Raw genomic sequence first — 16,709 nt, 5'->3', positions numbered from 1 at the left:
TCACAGCTCCGCCGGAGCATCCCCCCGCAGAGCCGTCAGGTCCAGGGCCCCGGCCATGCGGGCGTAGCCCGCGTCGCTGGGGTGGAGGTGGTCGCCCGAGTCGTAGTGGGGGTGGAGGGCTCGGGGGTGGCGGGGGTCGCGGAGGGCGTGGTCGAAGTCGGCGACCATGTCGAAGACCGTGCCGGAGCGGATCTCCGCGTTCACCGCCTGGCGGACCTCTTCGAGGGCGGGGCGGTAGCCGCGGTGGCCGTGGAAGGGCATCAGCGTGGCGCCGGCGACCCGCAGTCCGCGGGCCTGGGCCCGGCGGGTCAGGTCCCGCAGCCCCTCGGTGATGTGCCGCGGGTCGGTGACGTGCGGGGTGCGCAGGATGTCGTTGATACCCAGGGCGACCAACACCACCCGGGCGCCGGTCCGGTCGAGGACGTCCCGCTCGAAGCGGGACCATCCGCTCGGGTTGCCCGGCGGGCGTCCCGCGCCGTCCGACAGCAGACGGTTGCCGCTGATCCCCAGGTTCGCGACCCCGTACCGGGGCCCGTCCCGCCGCTGCGCGAGCCGGTCCGCGAGGACGTCCGGCCAGCGGCGGTCCGCCCCGACCGTGGCCGTCACCCCGTCGGTCAGCGAGTCGCCGAACGCCACGACCGTGCCCTCGGCCCCGCCACCGCGCACGTCCAGCGCCGTCACGTACCGCCACACCTGGGCACCGCGCGCGTACCCGGCGCCGCCCACCGAACCTGCCTGGTCGCCCGGCGCGACGTACGACACCTGGCGCGCCCTCGGGTGGTACGTCACCGGACCCGACGGCGTCGGCGAGTACGTGCTGATCAGCATGTCCGTGTCGGCCGGCACCCGCAGCGCCACCGCGTCCGAGACGATCTGCGCCCCGGGCGCCACCACCACGGACGGGCGCCCCGCGAACAGCAGCCTGCGCAGCGTCCCCGGCTCCGCCGCCGCCGAACCCGGTGCCGCCGCCACGGCGAGCGACGCGTGTGTGATGTTCAGCGGCGCGGCCCCGTACAGATTGGACAGGGTCACCCGGGCGCCGGTGCCGCCGGCGCTGGTGTGCACGACATTGCGCAGCGAGCGGTTCGCCCACCCGTCGGCCCCCGTCCGCGGCTCGGCACCCACCGGCGCGGTCGCCCAGGTCGCCGCCCAGCCGCCCGCCGACGCGGAGTCCGCCCGCGCGGACCCCCGGGCCGGGTTCCCCGCGGCCTTCCCGGGCCCGGCACCGCCCTGGACAGCGCGGACACCGTCCTCGTCCGGCCCGCCCGGGACAACGCTGTGGACGCCGGCGGAGACCAGCACCGCCACGGAGAGCACGGCGGCCAGCAGGGTCCCACCTCGGCGGGGCGTCCCCGGGTCCCTGTCGTGACGCTCGGTCATGCGGTCGTTCGCTCCTCGGGCAGGGAGCCCGGGGCTCCGGTGTGATGACCTCATCCTCATGATGCGGTACGGGACGGACAGGTCCCGGGGGCGGGTTCCTCCGCCGGCACGGATACCCGTACCGGCACCGCCGCACCCCTCCTTCAAGACGCCGGGAACTCGTACGCCGTTCCAGGAGTAGGGGAGGGAGAGGGCGCGGCACGATCAGGGGTGAAGAGGTCGAAAGGCCGAGAAGTTGAGAAGGTGAGGGGACAGCGGGCCGACACCCCCGCCCCAGCCGGCGCCCACGCACGACCGGCATTCAGGACGGACCACGGAGGATGGAGCGGATGGAACGCGCGGAGCAGGCCGGTTCGACCGGCGGGCGGGAGAGTACGCCCGCCTGGGCTGCCCTGCCCGCGCCCGGCACGACCGGCCCGGACACGGCCCCGGACGACGACGGCGAACCGCCCCCCGGCGGAGGGAACGGAACCCGCCCCGGGAACGGCAACGGTGACGGTGACGGCGGTACGAGTGGCGCCAACGGTACGAGTGGGGTCGGCGGTACGAGTGGGGTCGGCGGTAGCGGCGGTAGCGGCGGTATGAACGGGTCCGGCTCCGGTCGGGCGGGCGGCTCCGGGGGCTCGAAGGGGTCCGGCGGGGCCGGGGGGCCGCTCGGGCGTGGGGGGTTCACGTTCAGCGCGGCGGACGCCGAGCGGCAGCGCGGGGTCCGGCGGATGAAGATGTTCGCGACCGGGCTGCTCGTCTTCGTCGCCGTCGTGTACGTCCTCGCCAAGTGGGCGCAGAACTCCGGCGCGGGCGCCTGGGCGGGGTATGTGGCCGCCGCGGCCGAGGCCGGGATGGTCGGCGCGCTCGCGGACTGGTTCGCGGTCACCGCGCTGTTCCGGCGTCCGCTCGGGCTGCCGATCCCGCACACGGCGATCATCCCGACCAAGAAGGACCAGCTGGGGGTCTCCCTCGGCGAGTTCGTCGGGGAGAACTTCCTGTCGCAGGAGGTCGTCCGCGGGCGGCTGCGGTCCGTCGGGATCGGGCACCGGCTCGGCGCGTGGCTCGCGGAGCCCGACCACGCCGACCGGGTCACCGCCGAGCTGGCGACGGCCCTGCGCGGGGCGCTCACCGTGCTGCGGGACTCCGATGTGCAGGCGATCGTCGGGGAGGCGATCACCCGGCGGGCCGACGCGCACGAGATCGCGCCCGGGATGGGCAAGCTGCTGGAGAAGGTCGTCGAGGACGGCGGTCACCGCCGGATCGTGGACCTGGTGTGCGTACGGGCCCATGACTGGCTCGTGGAGCACGGGGACTCCGTGATGGACGCGGTGCAGGGCGGGGCGCCCGGCTGGACGCCCCGGTTCGTGGACCGCAAGGTCGGGGAGCGGGTCTACAAGGAGCTGCTCCGCTTCGTCACCGAGATGCGTGACATGCCGGAGCACCCCGCGCGCGGGGCGGTCGACCGCTTCCTCGCGGACTTCGCGTCCGACCTCCAGTCCGACACGGACACCCGTGCGCGGGTCGAGCGGCTGAAGCGGGAGGTGCTCGCGCGCGGTGAGGTGCAGGACGTCATCGCCTCGGCGTGGTCCTCGATACGGGCGATGATCGTCGCGGCGGCGGAGGACGAGCGCAGCGAGCTGCGGCTGCGGGTGCGCACGTCCCTGCTGTCGCTGGGGGCGCGGATGTCGACGGACGCGCGGTTGCAGGCGAAGGTCGACGGCTGGGTCGAGGGCGCGGCGGTGTACGTCGTGACCACCTACCGGGACGAGATCACCTCGCTGATCACGGACACGGTCGCGGGCTGGGACGCGGAGCACACGTCACGGAAGATCGAGGCCCATATCGGCCGCGACCTCCAGTTCATCCGGATCAACGGCACGGTCGTCGGCTCCCTCGCGGGCCTGCTCATCTACGCCGTGTCCCACGGGGTGTGGTCATGACGGCCCCTACCCTTCCGGGGGCTTGAGCCCGGGCCCTTCCCTGGGCCTGAGCCACGGCTTCGGAGGGGGCGGGGGGCGCTTCGGGAGGGGCGGCCGGTCGCAGGGCGGCGGGCGGGTCATGGGAGATGTCGTCCCGTGACCCGCCCGCCGCCCTGCGGCCGTACCGGGACAGGTTCCCGTACCCGTACCGCGGTGGGTCAGGAGGAGTCCGGCGGGTTCTTGAGCTGGCGGCGGGCGGCCCTGCGCTCCAGCTTGAGCCGTTCGCGTTCCGCCTTCACCCGCTCCCGCTCCGCCTTGGTGAGCTTGCGGCGGACATCGACACCGCCCCAGAACGCCAGGCCCGTGACGATCACCCGGGGCGCGCCCGGGTCGTGCAGGGCGCCGTCGTCCTTGGGCTGGTCGAAGCCGCCCATGATGCTGATGCCGCGCACCACGACCTCGACCCCGGGCGGGACGATCACATCGATACCGCCCATGACGGCGAAGCAGTTGACCACGATCTCGCGGTCCGCGAAGTTCGCCTCCCGCAGATCGATGTCACCCCCGCCCATCAGGGCGAACGCGTTGAACCTGCGGGGCGCGGTCCACCGGCCCCGGCGGCTGAACCCGCTCATCACGGCCACCCCCAGCGACGAGGTGGGCTCGCCCCCGATGCGGTGCTGCCAGTCGACGGACACCTCACCGGGGCGCGCCGCCTTCGCCAGGGACGCGGCGGGCGCGGAACCGAGGGCGGGCAGGTCCTGGGTGATCGGCTCCAGTTCGCCGTACGTACGGGCCGCGTACGTGGCCTCCAGCCGCTCCTCGAACTCCGTCATGTCGAGACGGCCCTCCGCCACGGCGTCCCGGAGGATCTCCGCGACCCGTTCGCGGTCGGCGTCCGCGGCGCGCAGCTCCGACGGGGTCAGGTCCGTCGAGGGCCGCTTCGCGGGCCGGCGTTCGGGGTCGGCGGGGGAAGGTTCTGCGTCCGTCATATGAGAAGCCTACGAGTTCGGTGCGGTTCGCACTACGAGGCTCCCCGCCGACGGAGGGGCGGACCAGGGCTCAGACGCCCGGCCGGCCCGCGTACATCCGCGCGATCACCGCCTCGATGTCCGGCTCGCGGACCGAGAGGTCGGCCAGCGGGTACTCCGCGGCGATCCGCGCGACCAGCGGGGCGGCCGAGCCGCGCGCGGGGAACGCGAGCCACTGGCGCGGCCCTTCGACCTTGACGACCCGGGCCGCGTCACCGAGGTCGATCGGCGGGAGTTCGCGCTCCAGGTCGACCACCAGGGTCCGTTCGCTCTCGCCCACCTCGTGCAGCCCCGTCAGCGGGCCGTCGTAGACCAGCCGTCCGTGGTCGATGACCATGACCCGGCGGCACAACTGCTCGATGTCCGTGAGGTCATGGGTGGTGAGCAGGACCGTGGTGCCCCGCTCGGCGTTGAGGTCCCGCAGGAACTCCCGTACCCGGGCCTTGGAGACCACGTCGAGACCGATCGTCGGCTCGTCCAGGTAGAGCACCTCGGGGTCGTGCAGCAGGGCCGCCGCGATGTCGCCGCGCATCCGCTGGCCGAGGGAGAGCTGACGGACGGGTACGTCGAGGAGTTCGCCGAGCTGGAGGAGTTCGACGCAGCGGTCGAGGTTCTCCCGGTAGCGCGCGTCGGGGATGCGGTACATACGGTGCGCCAGCCGGTACGAGTCGATCAGCGGCAGGTCCCACCACAGGGTGGTGCGCTGGCCGAAGACGACGCCGATCCGGCGGGCCAGCCGGGTGCGTTCGCCGGACGGGTCGATGCCCGCGACGCGGATACGGCCGGCGCTGGGGGTGAGGATGCCCGTCAGCATCTTGATCGTGGTCGACTTCCCGGCGCCGTTGGGCCCGATGTAGCCGACGATCTCGCCGCGCGGCACGGTGAAGGTCAGCGAGTCGACCGCGCGGACCTCCCGGGTCTCCCGGCGCAGGAAGCCCGTACGGCGGCGGACGTCGAAGACCTTCTCGACCCCGTCGAGGCTGATGAGCACATCCCCGGTGACGGGTCCGGGTCCGGTGACGGGTCCGGTGCCTGTGCTTGTACCTGTGCCGACACCCGTACCCGTACCCGTGTCGGTGCCGGTGGCGGTGCCGGTGGCGCCCACGCGGTCCCCGGCGGTCGTCGTTCGCCGCGCCTCGGCGGCTTCAGCGGTCTCGGCGGTCTCGGCGGTCTCAGAGGCTTCGGCGGTCTCGTCCATGGTTCTGCGGTCCTTCCCAGTTCCTCGCGTCCGGTCGGCGGGTGTCCGGGGCGGGCGGGCCCCGGACGGGTGCGGCTAGCTGCCCGTGCTGCGGTAGGCGCGCAGTCCCGCCCGCCAGACGAGTCCGGCGGCGGCGCAGGCCGCTATCGCGACCAGCGGGGCGGTGAACGGCACCCAGGGCGGCAGGTCCACCGGGTACGGGCGGCCCAGGACGTACAGCGCGGGCAGCCAGTTGACGAAGGCCAGCGGGAGGACGAACGTCACCCCGCGCACCAGGTCCAGGGCGAACACGGCCGGCGGGTACTGGAGCATCGTGACCCCGCCGTACGTGAACGCGCTCTGCACCTCGGCGGCGTCCTTCGCCAGGAACTGGAACGCCGCGCCCCCCACGAACACCGCCGCGAAGATCCCGGCCCCGCTCAGCACCATCAGCGGCATGATCAGGACCTTCAGCGGGGTCCACTCGATGTCGAGGGTGACGAGCGCGTACCCCAGGATCAGCGCGCCCTGGACGATCCGGCCGAGCCTGCGCAGCGCGAAGCGGTCGGCGGCGACCTGTGCGAGCACCGGCGCCGGGCGGACCAGCAGCGTGTCGAGGGTGCCGTCCCGGACCCGGCGCCCCAGCCGGTCCACCGAGCCGAGCGCGAGGTCGACCAGTCCGAAGGACGTACCGGCGGCCCCGTACAGCAGCGCGATCTCGGGGAGCGTGTAGCCGCCGAGCGAGTCGACCTGCGAGAACATCAGCAGGATCGCCACGAAGTCGAACGAGGTGACGACGAGGTTGGCGAACAGGCTCATCGCGAACGACGCGCGGTAGGTCATCGTGGAACGGATCCACATCACGGTGATCAGCCGGTAGGCGCGCAGCCCGTCCCGCAGCCGTGTCCAGGGCCCCTCCCGCTCACCGAAGCCGGACACCGCGGCGGAGCCGGGTACGGACGCGGTGCCGTCACCGGGTGCGGATGAGGTGCCCGGTACCGCTGCGGTCCCGGGTACCGAGCCGGGTGCGGACGGGGTCCCGGGTACGGAGCCGGGTGCGGACGTCGTGCGGAGTTCGTCAGCCACCCTGGACCACCACCCTGCGGGTCGCCGCGCCCTGGAGCAGCCGTCCGGTCAGCAGCAGGGCGAGGGCCCATCCGGCCTGGAAGGCGTAAGCCCCGAGCAGGTCCGTGCCGGTGCTCTTGCCGAGGAACACATCGGCGGGCACCTGGATCATCGCGGACCAGGGCAGCGCGCGGGCGATCTCCCCGAGCGTCCCGGGGAAGACCGCGAGCGGCAGCAGCATCCCGGAGAAGAAGACGCCCGCGAGAAATGCGATCTGCGCCACACCCGCGCCGTCCATCAGCCAGAACGCGGACAGCGCGACGACGAACCGGATCGCGAAGCTGACGACGGTGCCGAGCAGGACGGCCAGCAGGAAGGCGAGCCAGGTGAAGGGGTCGGCGGGCAGGGTGAGCGTGAAGCAGAGCGCGCCGACCGCCATCGGGACGACACCCCTGCCGAGCAGCTGGAACGCGGCCCGGCCGAGGTCCCCGGCCAGCCACCACAGTTGCAGATCGGCGGGCCGGTACAGGTCGACGGCGATGTCGCCGGTGCGGATACGGTCCATCAGCTCGTCCTCGAACCCGCCGCCCAGCACGGAGGCGACGGCGAGCAGACCCTGGCTGATCCAGACGAAGGTGAGGGCGTCGGCCTGGTCGTAGCCCCCGAGACCGGGCCGCTCGTCCCAGAGGGCGATGTAGGTGTAGGCGAGAATGAAGCCGAAGACGGTGTTGGTGAACACCCCCGCGGCGGTGGCTGTGCGGTATGTGGCGTAGCGCCGGAATCCACCGGCGGCGACGGTCGCGTACAACCGGCCGGTGTGCACGTACAACCCCTTCCCCGTTTACGTCGTCTCCTGTTACGGGCCGAAGCGCCGAACCCTAGCGTCCGGGGACGTGCGGTACCACGGTATTTCCGTGCCCGACGCGTGCCACGCCCGTGGCTTTCGAGCGGGGGTGCGAAAGTTATGGGTGGGGGCGCCTAGGTTTAGCGGGCGGATCATCCCGTATGCCCCCGCATGCCCCTGTATGGCCCGTACGGGACCTGTGAGCCCGTCATGTCGGACCCGTTCGGTGCGACCGGCCCGGCAGTACCCGCGGGAGCGACAGCAGTACCGCACGACCCAGCATCAGATGTATCCGGCGCACAACGTGAATCGGGAGTTCCGCGAACCATGAGCGACGAGCCGCAGCAGCACGATGAGGGCACGCCGGGCAGGGAGCCCGAGCGCCCCGCGGACGCCGCACCGCCGCCGTCCGCCGAGGGCGACCGGTCCGCCGGCCGTCCGGCGGACCCTGACGCACGCCCGCCCCGGCGCCCGGCCACCGGGCCCGCCGGCGGGGCGTCCGACGCCCCGGGCCCGGCCGCCCGGCCCTCCGGTACGCCGGGCGGTCGCCCGGCCGACGACAAGGGCCGTTCCGCCCCGCCCGCCTAGCACCCCCCGAAGGGCCCGGCCCGGTCCGGCGGAGGCTTCTTCGGCTCACCCCCGTCCGGTGCGCCCGGCGCCTCCGGTGGGGACTCCGCGAGGCCGAGCGGGCCGGGCGCGGGCTCCTCGGGGCCGGGCGGCCCCGGCGGACCGGGCACCTCCCGCCCCACCGGCGCCTCCCGTCCCACCGGCTCCACCGCCTCCGGCGGCGGCACCTCGAACCCCGGCAAGCCCGGGAACCCCGGGAATCCCGGCAAGCCCGGCTCGCCCGGCCCCGCGGCCACCGGCAGCCCCTCCGGAGCGCCCGGCAAGGCCGCTCGTGACAGCGGCGCCCGTGACAGCGGCGGGACCCGGCCCCAGGGCGGTTCCCCCGAGCGCCCCGGCACCCCCGCGGGCCCCACCAGCGGCACCGGCGCCCCCACCGGCCCCCGCACCCCCCGTGGCTCCGGCCCGGCGGCGGGCGCGGCCACCACCGGCGGCCCCCGCACCCCCGGGAGCACCCCCGGGAACGCCCCCACGAGCGCGCCCGGGACCCCCGCCGCGCACCGCACCCCCGGGACCCCGGACACCCGCAAGACACCCCGTACCCCCGGCGCACCGGGCACCCCCGGAGCCCAGGGCGCACCGGGCGCGTCCCGTACGTCCGGCGGACCGGGCGGCAAGAGCGCGCCGGGCACCCAGGGCGGCACCGGAACCGGCAAGCCCGGCACCCCGGGTGCGCCCACCGGGCCCGGCCGCCCCGGCACGGCCGAGCGGACCGGGCAAACCCGGAGGAACCCCCGGAGCGCCCAGCGCATCCGGCCGCCCCGGCACGACGGGCGCGCCCGGCAAGCCCGGTGCCACGGCCGCCTCCGGCGGCCCCCGTACGCCGAAGGACGGGACGCCCGGCTGGGCGGCCGACGAAGGGCCCGCCGCGCGCTCCGCCCGGCTCGGGGCCGCCCGTGCGGGCCTGACCCAGGGCGAGTCGCCCGCCGAGTCCACCACCCAGCTGCGCAAGCACACCCCGAAAGCCGCGGCGGCGGGCGCGGCGGGGACGACCTCCGCGTTCGCCGCGACCGGCGGACCGACCGCACCCGGCGGCCCCGGTGGGTCGGGTGGCGGCCCGAGCGGACCCGGCGGACCGACCGGACCCGGCGGCGGACCCGCCGGATCAGGCCCCGGCGACACCGGCGGGAAGAAGGGCGGCAAGGCGGGCAAGGGCGCCAAGGGGAAGAAGGCCAAGCGTCCCAAGCGCAAGGGATGGCGCCGTCTCGTGCCGACCTGGCGGTTCACGCTCGGCTCGGCCCTCGCGCTGCTGCTCCTCGCCGTGGGCGCGTTCATGACCGGGTACCTCCTCGTGGAGATCCCGGCGGCGAACGCCGCGGCGACCGCGCAGAGCAATGTGTACCTCTACGCCGACGGCTCGCAGCTCGCCCGGGACGGCGAGGTCAACCGGGAGAACGTGCAGCTCTCGCAGATCCCCGAGGACGTCCAGCGGACCGTGCTGGCGGCCGAGGACCGGGACTTCCACTCCCAGTCGGCCGTCGACCCCAAGGCGATGCTCCGCGCCGGGTGGAACACCGCCACCGGCAAGGGCAAGCAGTCGGGTTCGACGATCACCCAGCAGTACGTGAAGAACTACTACCTGGCGCAGGAGCAGACCGTCTCCCGCAAGGCGAAGGAGTTCTTCATCGCGATCAAGCTGGACCGCGAGGAGACCAAGGAGGACATCCTTGAGGGCTACCTCAACACCAGCTTCTTCGGCCGCAACGCCTACGGCATCCAGTCCGCCGCGCAGGCGTACTACGGCGTCGACGTCGAGAAGCTGACCATCGAGCAGGGCGCGTACCTCGCGTCGCTGCTCAACGCCCCGAGCGCGTACGACGTGGTGGCCTACCCGCAGAACAAGGGGCAGGTGGTGTCCCGCTGGAACTACGTGCTCGACGGGATGGTCAAGGAGGGCTGGCTGGCCTCCGAGAAGCGCGAGGCGATGAAGTTCCCGATGCCGATCGAGGCGAAGGGCCCGTCCGGGATGTCCGGTCAGCGCGGGTATCTCGTGCAGGCCGTCAAGGACTACCTCTTCGAGCACGACATCATCAGCGAGGAGATGCTGAACGTCGGCGGCCACCGGATCACCACCACGCTCCAGAAGCCGAAGCAGGACGCCTTCGTGAAGGCGGTCGACGACCAGCTGATGGCCCGGGTCGACAAGGAGGCCCGCAAGGTGGACCGCAACGTCCGCGCGGGCGGGGCGTCCATCGACCCGGCGACGGGTCACGTCGTCGCGATGTACGGCGGTATCGACTACACCAAGCAGTACGTGAACAACGCGACCCGCCGGGACTACCAGGTGGGCTCGACGTTCAAGCCGTTCGTGTTCACCACCGCCGCCGAGCACGACTCGGTGACCCAGGACGGCCGTCCGGTCACCCCGAACACCGTGTACGACGGCACCAGCGAGCGTCCGGTCGTCGGCTGGAACGGCGGACGGTACGCGCCGCAGAACCAGGACCAGGTCAGCTACGGCCCGGTCACCGTCCAGGAGGCCACCGACAAGTCCGTCAACTCGGTGTATGTGCAGATGGCCGTGGACGTGGGCTCAGACAAGGTCAAGCAGACCGCGATCGACCTGGGGATGCCGAAGGACACCAGGGACCTGCACCCGACCCCGTCGGTCGCGCTGGGCACCGCCACCGCGAGCGTCCTGGACATGGCCGAGACGTATGCGACGCTCGCCAACCACGGCAAGCACGGCGACCCCGTCATGGTCATGAAGCTGACCAAGGACGGCAAGGAGATCGCGCTGCCGAAGCGGCAGACCAAGCAGGTCATCAGCCGGGAGGCGGCCGACACCACCACGTCGGTGCTGCGGAACGTCGTCGAGAACGGTTCGGGACGGGCGGCCCTGGCGGCCGAGCGGCCCGCGGCGGGCAAGACGGGTACCGCCGAGCAGGACAAGGCGGCCTGGTTCGCGGCGTACACCCCCGAGCTGGCGACCGTGGTCTCGGTGATGGGGCAGGACCCGGACTCCGGCAAGCAGCAGCCGCTGTTCGGGGCGCTCGGCGAGCCGCGGATCAGCGGCAGCGGGCCGCCGGCGGAGATCTGGGCGCAGTACACGAAGGCCGCGCTCGCGGGCACCGAGACCCAGGAGTTCGAGCTGCGGGTGCAGGACGGTTCCGACCGGCGGCTGGAGCTGCCCGGTACGGAGCCCAGCGGTACGCCCGACAGCACGGACGGTTCGCCCGACCCGGGCAGCAGCAGCCCGAGCGGCGACGACGGGGAGCAGGAGCAGCCCGGCGGTTCCGACACCCCGAGCACGACCACCGGCTCCGGTTCGTCCGGCGGCGGCCAGTCGCCGGGGCAGGGGCAGTCGCCCGACCCCGGTGAGGGCGGCGCGGAAGGCACGGTCGAAGGGCAGAGCGGCGGTACCCCGGGCCCGGGTGCCACGGAGGGCACCAGCGGTGACTCCTCCGGGGGCGGCCCCGGCCCCGGCGAGGGCGGTGAGACCGGCGGCGAGGAGACCGGCGGCACGGGCGAGACCACCGGCGAGACCACCGGCACCCCCACCGGCGGAGCCAGCCCCGGCCTCCCCACCACCCAGTAACCCAACAGCACGCAAACCGGTTCCCCGCGCCCCGAAAGGCCCGCGGGGAACCGGCCCAGAAACAAGCACACCCAGCACCAAGTACCCAGGGGCGCAAGGAACCGCGCAACGAGAGCGACCCGCGCCCGAAGAGCGAACCGTAATGGGGCAGCATCCAGGGGCGCGAGGAACCGCGCGAGCAACCAAGGACCACCCGCACCCGAACGGAACCCGCAAGGGGCGCAACCCAAGGGGCGCGAGGAACCGCGCACCCCACGAGCGACCGCACAGGAACAAGCACGCCCAGCCCAGCGAACCCAAGGGCGCGAGGAACCGCGCAACGAGAGCGACCCGCACCCGAAGAGCGAACCGTAATGGGGCACCACCCAGGGGCGCGAGGAACCGCGCGAGCAACCAAGGACAACCCGCACCCGAACAGGAACCGCGAGAGGCGCAACCCAAGGGGCGCGAGGAACCGCGCACCCCACGAACGACCGCACAGGAACAAGCACGCCCAGCCCAGCGAACCCGCAGGCGCAGGCGAAGGCACCCCCCGCAAACCGAAGAGCCCCTGTGCTGAACGGAGAACGTCCAGCCCAGGAGCTCGAAAGCGCAAGCGAAGGCGGTCAGTGGCCGGACGTGGCCTTCAGACCGACGACCGCGACCAGCAACAGCGCGATGAAGAAGATCCGCGCGGCGGTCGCGGGCTCACCCAGCACCAGCATGCCGAGGATCGCCGCCCCACCCGCGCCGATACCGACCCACACCCCGTAGGCCGTCCCGATGGGAAGGGTCTTCGCCGCCTGCGCCAGCAGGACCATGCTCGCGGCGATCCCGATGATGGTGAACACACTGGGCCACAGCTTCGTGAAGCCCTCGGTGTACTTCATCCCGATCGCCCAGCCGACTTCGAGCACGCCGGCGATGATGAGCAGAATCCAGGCCATGATCGGCACCTCCGTGGTTTCCATGACGGATAAACAGGGGGTGCGTCGTCTTTCCGTGTCCCGGTACGGCGCGTCTCGTCGGGGTGGTTGCCACCGTAGCAAAGAACGGGAAAGAGGCTGGTGACAGGGGTCACCAGCCTCTTTGCCACCGAAAGGTTTCCGCACCGGACACCGCGGCCAGCAGGGGCCACGGGTTACAGGTAGAGCCCGGTCGAGTCCTCGGAGCCCTCGAAACGGTCGGCGGCGACGGCGTGCAGATCGCGCTCGCGCATCAGGACGTACGCCACACCCCGTACCTCGACCTCGGCGCGGTCCTCCGGGTCGTACAGCACCCGGTCACCGGGCTCGACGGAACGGACGTTCTGTCCGACCGCGACGACACCGGCCCACGCCAGCCGCCGTCCGACGGCCGCGGTCGCGGGGATCAGGATGCCCCCGCCGGAGCGCCGCTCGCCCTCGGCCGTGTCCTGCCGTACGAGCACCCGGTCGTGCAGCATCCGGATCGGAAGCTTGTCGGGCGAGGTGTTGAAGTCCTTGTTGGCGCTCACGCCCTGAACCTACCTGCCCGTGCCCCGGGTACGCCGGTGGGGTGGCCCGTACGTCCGTACGGGCACTCACGCCCGTCCGGGTGACGCCGGACGCCGGGCCGCCCCGCCGCGGCGGTCAGTCGCCCCGCCGGCGCGAACCGCTGTACGCCATCAGTCCCACGAGACCGATGACGACGAGGGCCACCGGGACGACGCGCTCCAGCCGGGGCGCGCCCTCGTCGGAGACCAGCTGGCCCTTGGCCCGGGAGAGCACCCGGTTGGCGCCGACGTAGACGCGTCCGAGGGTGTTGTCGACGCTCGCCGCGACCTTGGCCTTGGCGTCCCCGACGATCGTCTTCGGGTGCACCCGTACGCCGATCTCGTCCAGCGTCTCGGCGAGGCGCTGGCGGCGGCGCTCGATGTCCGCCTCGATCTGCGCCGGGGTCCTGGTATCCGATGTCTCCGGCACCGTGCTGCCTCCGTGCTCGTGTCAGGCGTGGGGCGGACGGGGTGCCGCCGCGGTGCTGGCCCGCCGGGCGCCTCGTCCGTGCTTGCGTGATTCCGTGTTTCCGTCCGGTCGACAGTCTGTCAGCTTCCCGCGCGACCTACCCCACGGCACCCCCATTACGCTCCCTTGTGTAATCGGCCCCGGGCGCGACCGGCCCGCGGCCCCGCACCCCCGTGAGGAGACCGGCGATGAGTGAGCGACTCCAGCCCGGCGACACCGCCCCCGCCTTCACCCTGTCCGACGCCGATGGCAACGAGGTCTCGCTGGCCGACCGCAAGGGCCGCAAGGTCATCGTGTACTTCTACCCGGCCGCGCTCACCCCGGGCTGCACCAAGCAGGCGTGCGACTTCACCGACAACCTCGACTTCCTCGCCGGGCACGGCTACGACGTGATCGGTGTCTCGCCGGACAAGCCGGAGAAGCTGGCGAAGTTCCGTGACCAGGAGGAGCTGCGGGTCACCCTGCTGGCCGACCCGGACCGTTCGGTGCTGGAGGCGTACGGGGCGTTCGGGGAGAAGAAGCTGTACGGCAAGACGGTGACGGGGGTCATCCGCTCCACGGTGATCGTCGACGAGGACGGCAAGGTCGAGCGGGCCCTGTACAACGTGAAGGCGACGGGACACGTGGCCAAAATCATCAAGGACCTCGGTCTGTGACGTCCCCTGTCCCCTCCGGCGCGCGGCCCGGGGCCATTACGATGGGCGCGCGGACGCGGCCGTGGTGGAACTGGCAGTCACGCTGGGTTTAGGTCCCAGTGGGGTAACACCCGTGAGGGTTCGAGTCCCTCCGGCCGCACCGGACGAAGGCCCGGCCTCCCGATCGAGCACCAGGGAGGCCGGGCCTTCCGGCTGCCGGGGCCCGGCGCGGACCGGGGGTGTCGCGGGGCCCGGACCGTCGCGGTGGCGGCTCCCGCCTCCCGCCTCCCGCCCTACGGCAGCAGTTCGCGCAGGACGGGGACCAGCGCGCGGAACGCCTTGCCGCGGTGGCTGATGGCGTTCTTCTCGTCCGCGCTCAGCTCGGCGGTGGTGCGGGTGTCGCCGTCGGGCTGGAGGACCGGGTCGTAGCCGAAGCCGCCCGATCCGGCGGGGACATGGCGCAGGGTGCCCCGCAGCCGTCCCTCGACCACGCGCTCGGTGCCGTCGGGCAGGGCGAGGGCCGCGGCGCAGGTGAAGTGGGCGGCGCGGTGCGGGGCGTCGATGTCGGAGAGCTGGGCGAGCAGCAGATCGAGGTTGGCGCGGTCGTCGCCGTGCCGTCCGGCCCAGCGGGCGGAGAAGATGCCGGGGGCGCCGCCGAGTACGTCCACACAGAGGCCGGAGTCGTCGGCGACGGCGGGCAGTCCGGTGGCGCGGGCCAGGGCGTGTGCCTTCAGCAGGGCGTTCTCGGCGAAGGTGACGCCGGTTTCCTTGACGTCGGGGATGTCCGGGTAGGCGTCGGCGCCGACGAGGTCGTGGCCGAGACCTGCGTCGGCGAGGATCGCCCGCAGCTCGGTGAGTTTGCCGGCGTTGCGGGTGGCGAGGATCAGGCGCGTCATACCGGGGATTATCCCTGGTGGGACGGTCGCCGCCGGGCGGGGGTGGAGCGGTCCGCGCCGGGCGGGTGCGAGACGGTCCGCCGCCGGGCGGGGATGGCCCGCCCGCGCCGGGGGGCCGCCGGTCCGGCGGCCCCGGGCGCGTCCGTCGTTACGGGGTGCAGACCTTGGTCAGTTCGCCCGCGGCGTCCGTGACGGGGCTGATGTCGGGAGTGCTGTCGCCGCTCTCGACGGCCTTGCTGACGTTGTCGACGGCCTGGGTGAGGTCGTCGACGGCCTTGCCGAGGTCGGCGTTGTCGGTGGTGTCGCCGATCTTGTCGAGGTTCTTCTCGATCGAGTCGAGCGACTCCGCGGCCTGCGTCGGGTCGTTCGCGGCGTTCTCGACGGCCTGCTGGAGGTCGGTGACGCTCTCGGCGATCGTGTCGGCGGTCTGGACGCAGTCCAGGGCCTTGTCCACGGCGCTGCATCCGACGGCGAGCGGAGCGAACAGCGCCGCTCCGGCGAGAGCGAGTGCGGTGACGGTGCGGCGACGGCGCGCGGCCATGTGGAGGTCCCTCCCGAGAGTCCAGGTACGGGCGCGCGGTGCTGTCCGCCCGCCCGTACTACTAGATACGCGCACGGCCGCCGGTTGGTTGCCCCGTCACGGCAAGACCTGCGGTACGGGCCCGGCGGACCGGCGGGTCCATCGCCGCTCCGGGCCCTTGGCGGGGACCGGGTCCGCCGCTGCCCCGGGACCCCGAACGGGGCCCCGGCTCACCGCTGTTCCCGGCTCCCGGCCGGGAACCGGCTCACTGCTCTTCCAGGACCTTGCGCTGGAGGGCGGCGAGCTCGTCGCAGCCGCTGACGGCCAGGTCGAGGAGGCCGTTCAGCTCGGTGCGGTCGAAGGGCTCGGCCTCGGCGGTGCCCTGCACCTCGACGAAGCGGCCGTCGCCGGTGCAGACGACGTTCATGTCGGTGTCGGCGGTGACGTCCTCCTCGTAGCGGAGGTCGAGGAGGGGAACGCCGCCGACGATACCGACGGACACGGCGGAGACCGTGCCGGTCAGCGGCTGGCGTCCGGCGCGTACCAGCTTGCGGCCCTTGGCCCAGGTGACCGCGTCCGCGAGGGCGACGTACGCGCCGGTGATCGCGGCGGTACGGGTGCCTCCGTCGGCCTGGAGGACATCGCAGTCCAGCACGATGGTGTTCTCGCCGAGGGCCTTGCAGTCCACGACGGCACGCAGGGAGCGGCCGATGAGCCGGGAGATCTCATGGGTGCGGCCACCGATCCGGCCCCGGACGGACTCGCGGTCGCCGCGGGTGTTGGTGGAGCGCGGGAGCATCGAGTACTCGGCGGTCACCCAGCCCTCGCCGCTGCCCTTGCGCCAGCGGGGCACGCCCTCGGTGACGGAGGCGGTGCAGAAGACCTTGGTGTCGCCGAAGGAGACGAGGACGGAGCCCTCGGCGTGCTTGCTCCATCCGCGTTCGATGGTGACGGGGCGGAGCTGTTCGGGGGTGCGGCCGTCGATACGAGACATGCGCCCGACCCTATCGCCCGGCCCATGGCCCCCCGGTCCCGCGTCCACACGGACCACCCCGCCCGGGACCGGGGGCGGGAGGCGGGTCCGGGGGCGGGCCGGGGCGGGGAGCCACCACGGGAACCGGGTCAGGAACC

Annotated in this window: 15 protein-coding genes, 1 tRNA gene and 1 riboswitch; of the genes, 5 read left to right on the top strand and 11 right to left on the bottom strand. The window is 73.2% G+C overall.

All coding sequences use genetic code 11. The annotated features are described in order from the left end of the window. Positions 1–1,380, bottom strand: a complete 1,380-nt coding sequence (locus tag OG711_RS25155; RefSeq protein WP_329560585.1) for an SGNH/GDSL hydrolase family protein — start codon at positions 1,378–1,380, stop codon at positions 1–3. Between the two features lie 581 nt (positions 1,381–1,961). Here OG711_RS25155 and OG711_RS25150 point away from each other — a divergent pair. Beyond that, positions 1,962–3,308: a DUF445 domain-containing protein gene (locus OG711_RS25150; protein ID WP_329564011.1), complete on the top strand. Its 1,347-nt coding sequence runs from the start codon at positions 1,962–1,964 to the stop codon at positions 3,306–3,308. A gap of 197 nt (positions 3,309–3,505) precedes the next feature. Here the strand turns inward: OG711_RS25150 and OG711_RS25145 are convergent, their stop codons facing one another. The 4 genes from OG711_RS25145 to OG711_RS25130 all read right to left on the bottom strand — a co-directional run bounded on the left by OG711_RS25145 (position 3,506) and on the right by OG711_RS25130 (position 7,389). Next, positions 3,506–4,279, bottom strand: a complete 774-nt coding sequence (locus tag OG711_RS25145) for a DUF1707 SHOCT-like domain-containing protein (RefSeq protein ID WP_266515997.1) — start codon at positions 4,277–4,279, stop codon at positions 3,506–3,508. A 70-nt stretch (positions 4,280–4,349) separates the two neighbouring features. After that, positions 4,350–5,423 carry an ABC transporter ATP-binding protein gene (locus OG711_RS25140; RefSeq protein ID WP_405674966.1) on the bottom strand — a complete coding sequence of 358 codons (1,074 nt, stop codon included), beginning with the start codon at positions 5,421–5,423 and terminating at the stop codon, positions 4,350–4,352. Between the two features lie 168 nt (positions 5,424–5,591). Next, complete coding sequence (locus tag OG711_RS25135) at positions 5,592–6,434, bottom strand: ABC transporter permease (RefSeq protein ID WP_073794433.1); 843 nt, start codon at positions 6,432–6,434, stop codon at positions 5,592–5,594. 139 nt (positions 6,435–6,573) lie between these two features. After that, on the bottom strand, positions 6,574–7,389 hold the full coding sequence (locus OG711_RS25130) for an ABC transporter permease (RefSeq protein WP_329560581.1): 816 nt from the start codon (positions 7,387–7,389) through the stop codon (positions 6,574–6,576). A 342-nt stretch (positions 7,390–7,731) separates the two neighbouring features. On the opposite strand from OG711_RS25130, the gene OG711_RS25125 reads away from it, so the two are divergent. Beyond that, the gene (locus tag OG711_RS25125) at positions 7,732–7,992 is read left to right on the top strand and encodes a hypothetical protein (RefSeq protein ID WP_329560579.1); all 261 of its coding nucleotides are present in this window, start codon (positions 7,732–7,734) and stop codon (positions 7,990–7,992) included. A 1,309-nt stretch (positions 7,993–9,301) separates the two neighbouring features. After that, a complete protein-coding gene (locus OG711_RS25120; protein WP_073794438.1) occupies positions 9,302–11,566 on the top strand; it encodes a transglycosylase domain-containing protein in 2,265 nt (754 codons plus the stop codon). Between the two features lie 605 nt (positions 11,567–12,171). Here OG711_RS25120 and OG711_RS25115 read toward each other — a convergent pair. The 3 genes from OG711_RS25115 to OG711_RS25105 all read right to left on the bottom strand — a co-directional run bounded on the left by OG711_RS25115 (position 12,172) and on the right by OG711_RS25105 (position 13,488). After that, complete coding sequence (locus OG711_RS25115) at positions 12,172–12,492, bottom strand: DMT family transporter (RefSeq protein ID WP_073794441.1); 321 nt, start codon at positions 12,490–12,492, stop codon at positions 12,172–12,174. 39 nt (positions 12,493–12,531) lie between these two features. Next, positions 12,532–12,592, bottom strand: a riboswitch (guanidine-III (ykkC-III) riboswitch). Between the two features lie 94 nt (positions 12,593–12,686). Further along, on the bottom strand, positions 12,687–12,989 hold the full coding sequence (locus OG711_RS25110; protein WP_099283395.1) for a GroES family chaperonin: 303 nt from the start codon (positions 12,987–12,989) through the stop codon (positions 12,687–12,689). 166 nt (positions 12,990–13,155) lie between these two features. Continuing rightward, entirely contained in the window at positions 13,156–13,488 is a 333-nt protein-coding gene (locus OG711_RS25105; protein WP_073793887.1) for a DUF3618 domain-containing protein, read from the bottom strand. A 227-nt stretch (positions 13,489–13,715) separates the two neighbouring features. On the opposite strand from OG711_RS25105, the gene bcp reads away from it, so the two are divergent. Together bcp and OG711_RS25095 are read left to right on the top strand one after the other, a co-directional pair. Continuing rightward, positions 13,716–14,183 (top strand): thioredoxin-dependent thiol peroxidase, encoded by a 468-nt coding sequence (bcp, locus tag OG711_RS25100; RefSeq protein WP_073793888.1) that lies wholly within the window; start codon positions 13,716–13,718, stop codon positions 14,181–14,183. A 55-nt stretch (positions 14,184–14,238) separates the two neighbouring features. Beyond that, positions 14,239–14,322, top strand: a tRNA-Leu gene (locus OG711_RS25095). A gap of 133 nt (positions 14,323–14,455) precedes the next feature. On the opposite strand, the gene rdgB is transcribed toward OG711_RS25095, so the two are convergent. The 3 genes from rdgB to rph all read right to left on the bottom strand — a co-directional run bounded on the left by rdgB (position 14,456) and on the right by rph (position 16,572). Beyond that, positions 14,456–15,058 carry an RdgB/HAM1 family non-canonical purine NTP pyrophosphatase gene (gene rdgB, locus OG711_RS25090; protein ID WP_073793889.1) on the bottom strand — a complete coding sequence of 201 codons (603 nt, stop codon included), beginning with the start codon at positions 15,056–15,058 and terminating at the stop codon, positions 14,456–14,458. Positions 15,059–15,206: 148 nt separating this feature from the next. Beyond that, positions 15,207–15,599, bottom strand: coding sequence for a hypothetical protein (locus tag OG711_RS25085; protein ID WP_073793890.1), 393 nt, complete (start codon positions 15,597–15,599; stop codon positions 15,207–15,209). 244 nt (positions 15,600–15,843) lie between these two features. After that, the gene (gene rph / locus OG711_RS25080) at positions 15,844–16,572 is read right to left on the bottom strand and encodes a ribonuclease PH (protein WP_073793891.1); all 729 of its coding nucleotides are present in this window, start codon (positions 16,570–16,572) and stop codon (positions 15,844–15,846) included. Positions 16,573–16,709: the final 137 nt, after the last annotated feature.

Origin of the sequence: Streptomyces uncialis (genome assembly GCF_036250755.1) — a bacterium.
In the GTDB taxonomy this organism is placed as follows: domain Bacteria; phylum Actinomycetota; class Actinomycetes; order Streptomycetales; family Streptomycetaceae; genus Streptomyces; species Streptomyces uncialis.
The sequence above is the reverse complement of the archived record's forward strand: the minus strand, read 5'-3'. Positions and strand labels throughout refer to the sequence as shown.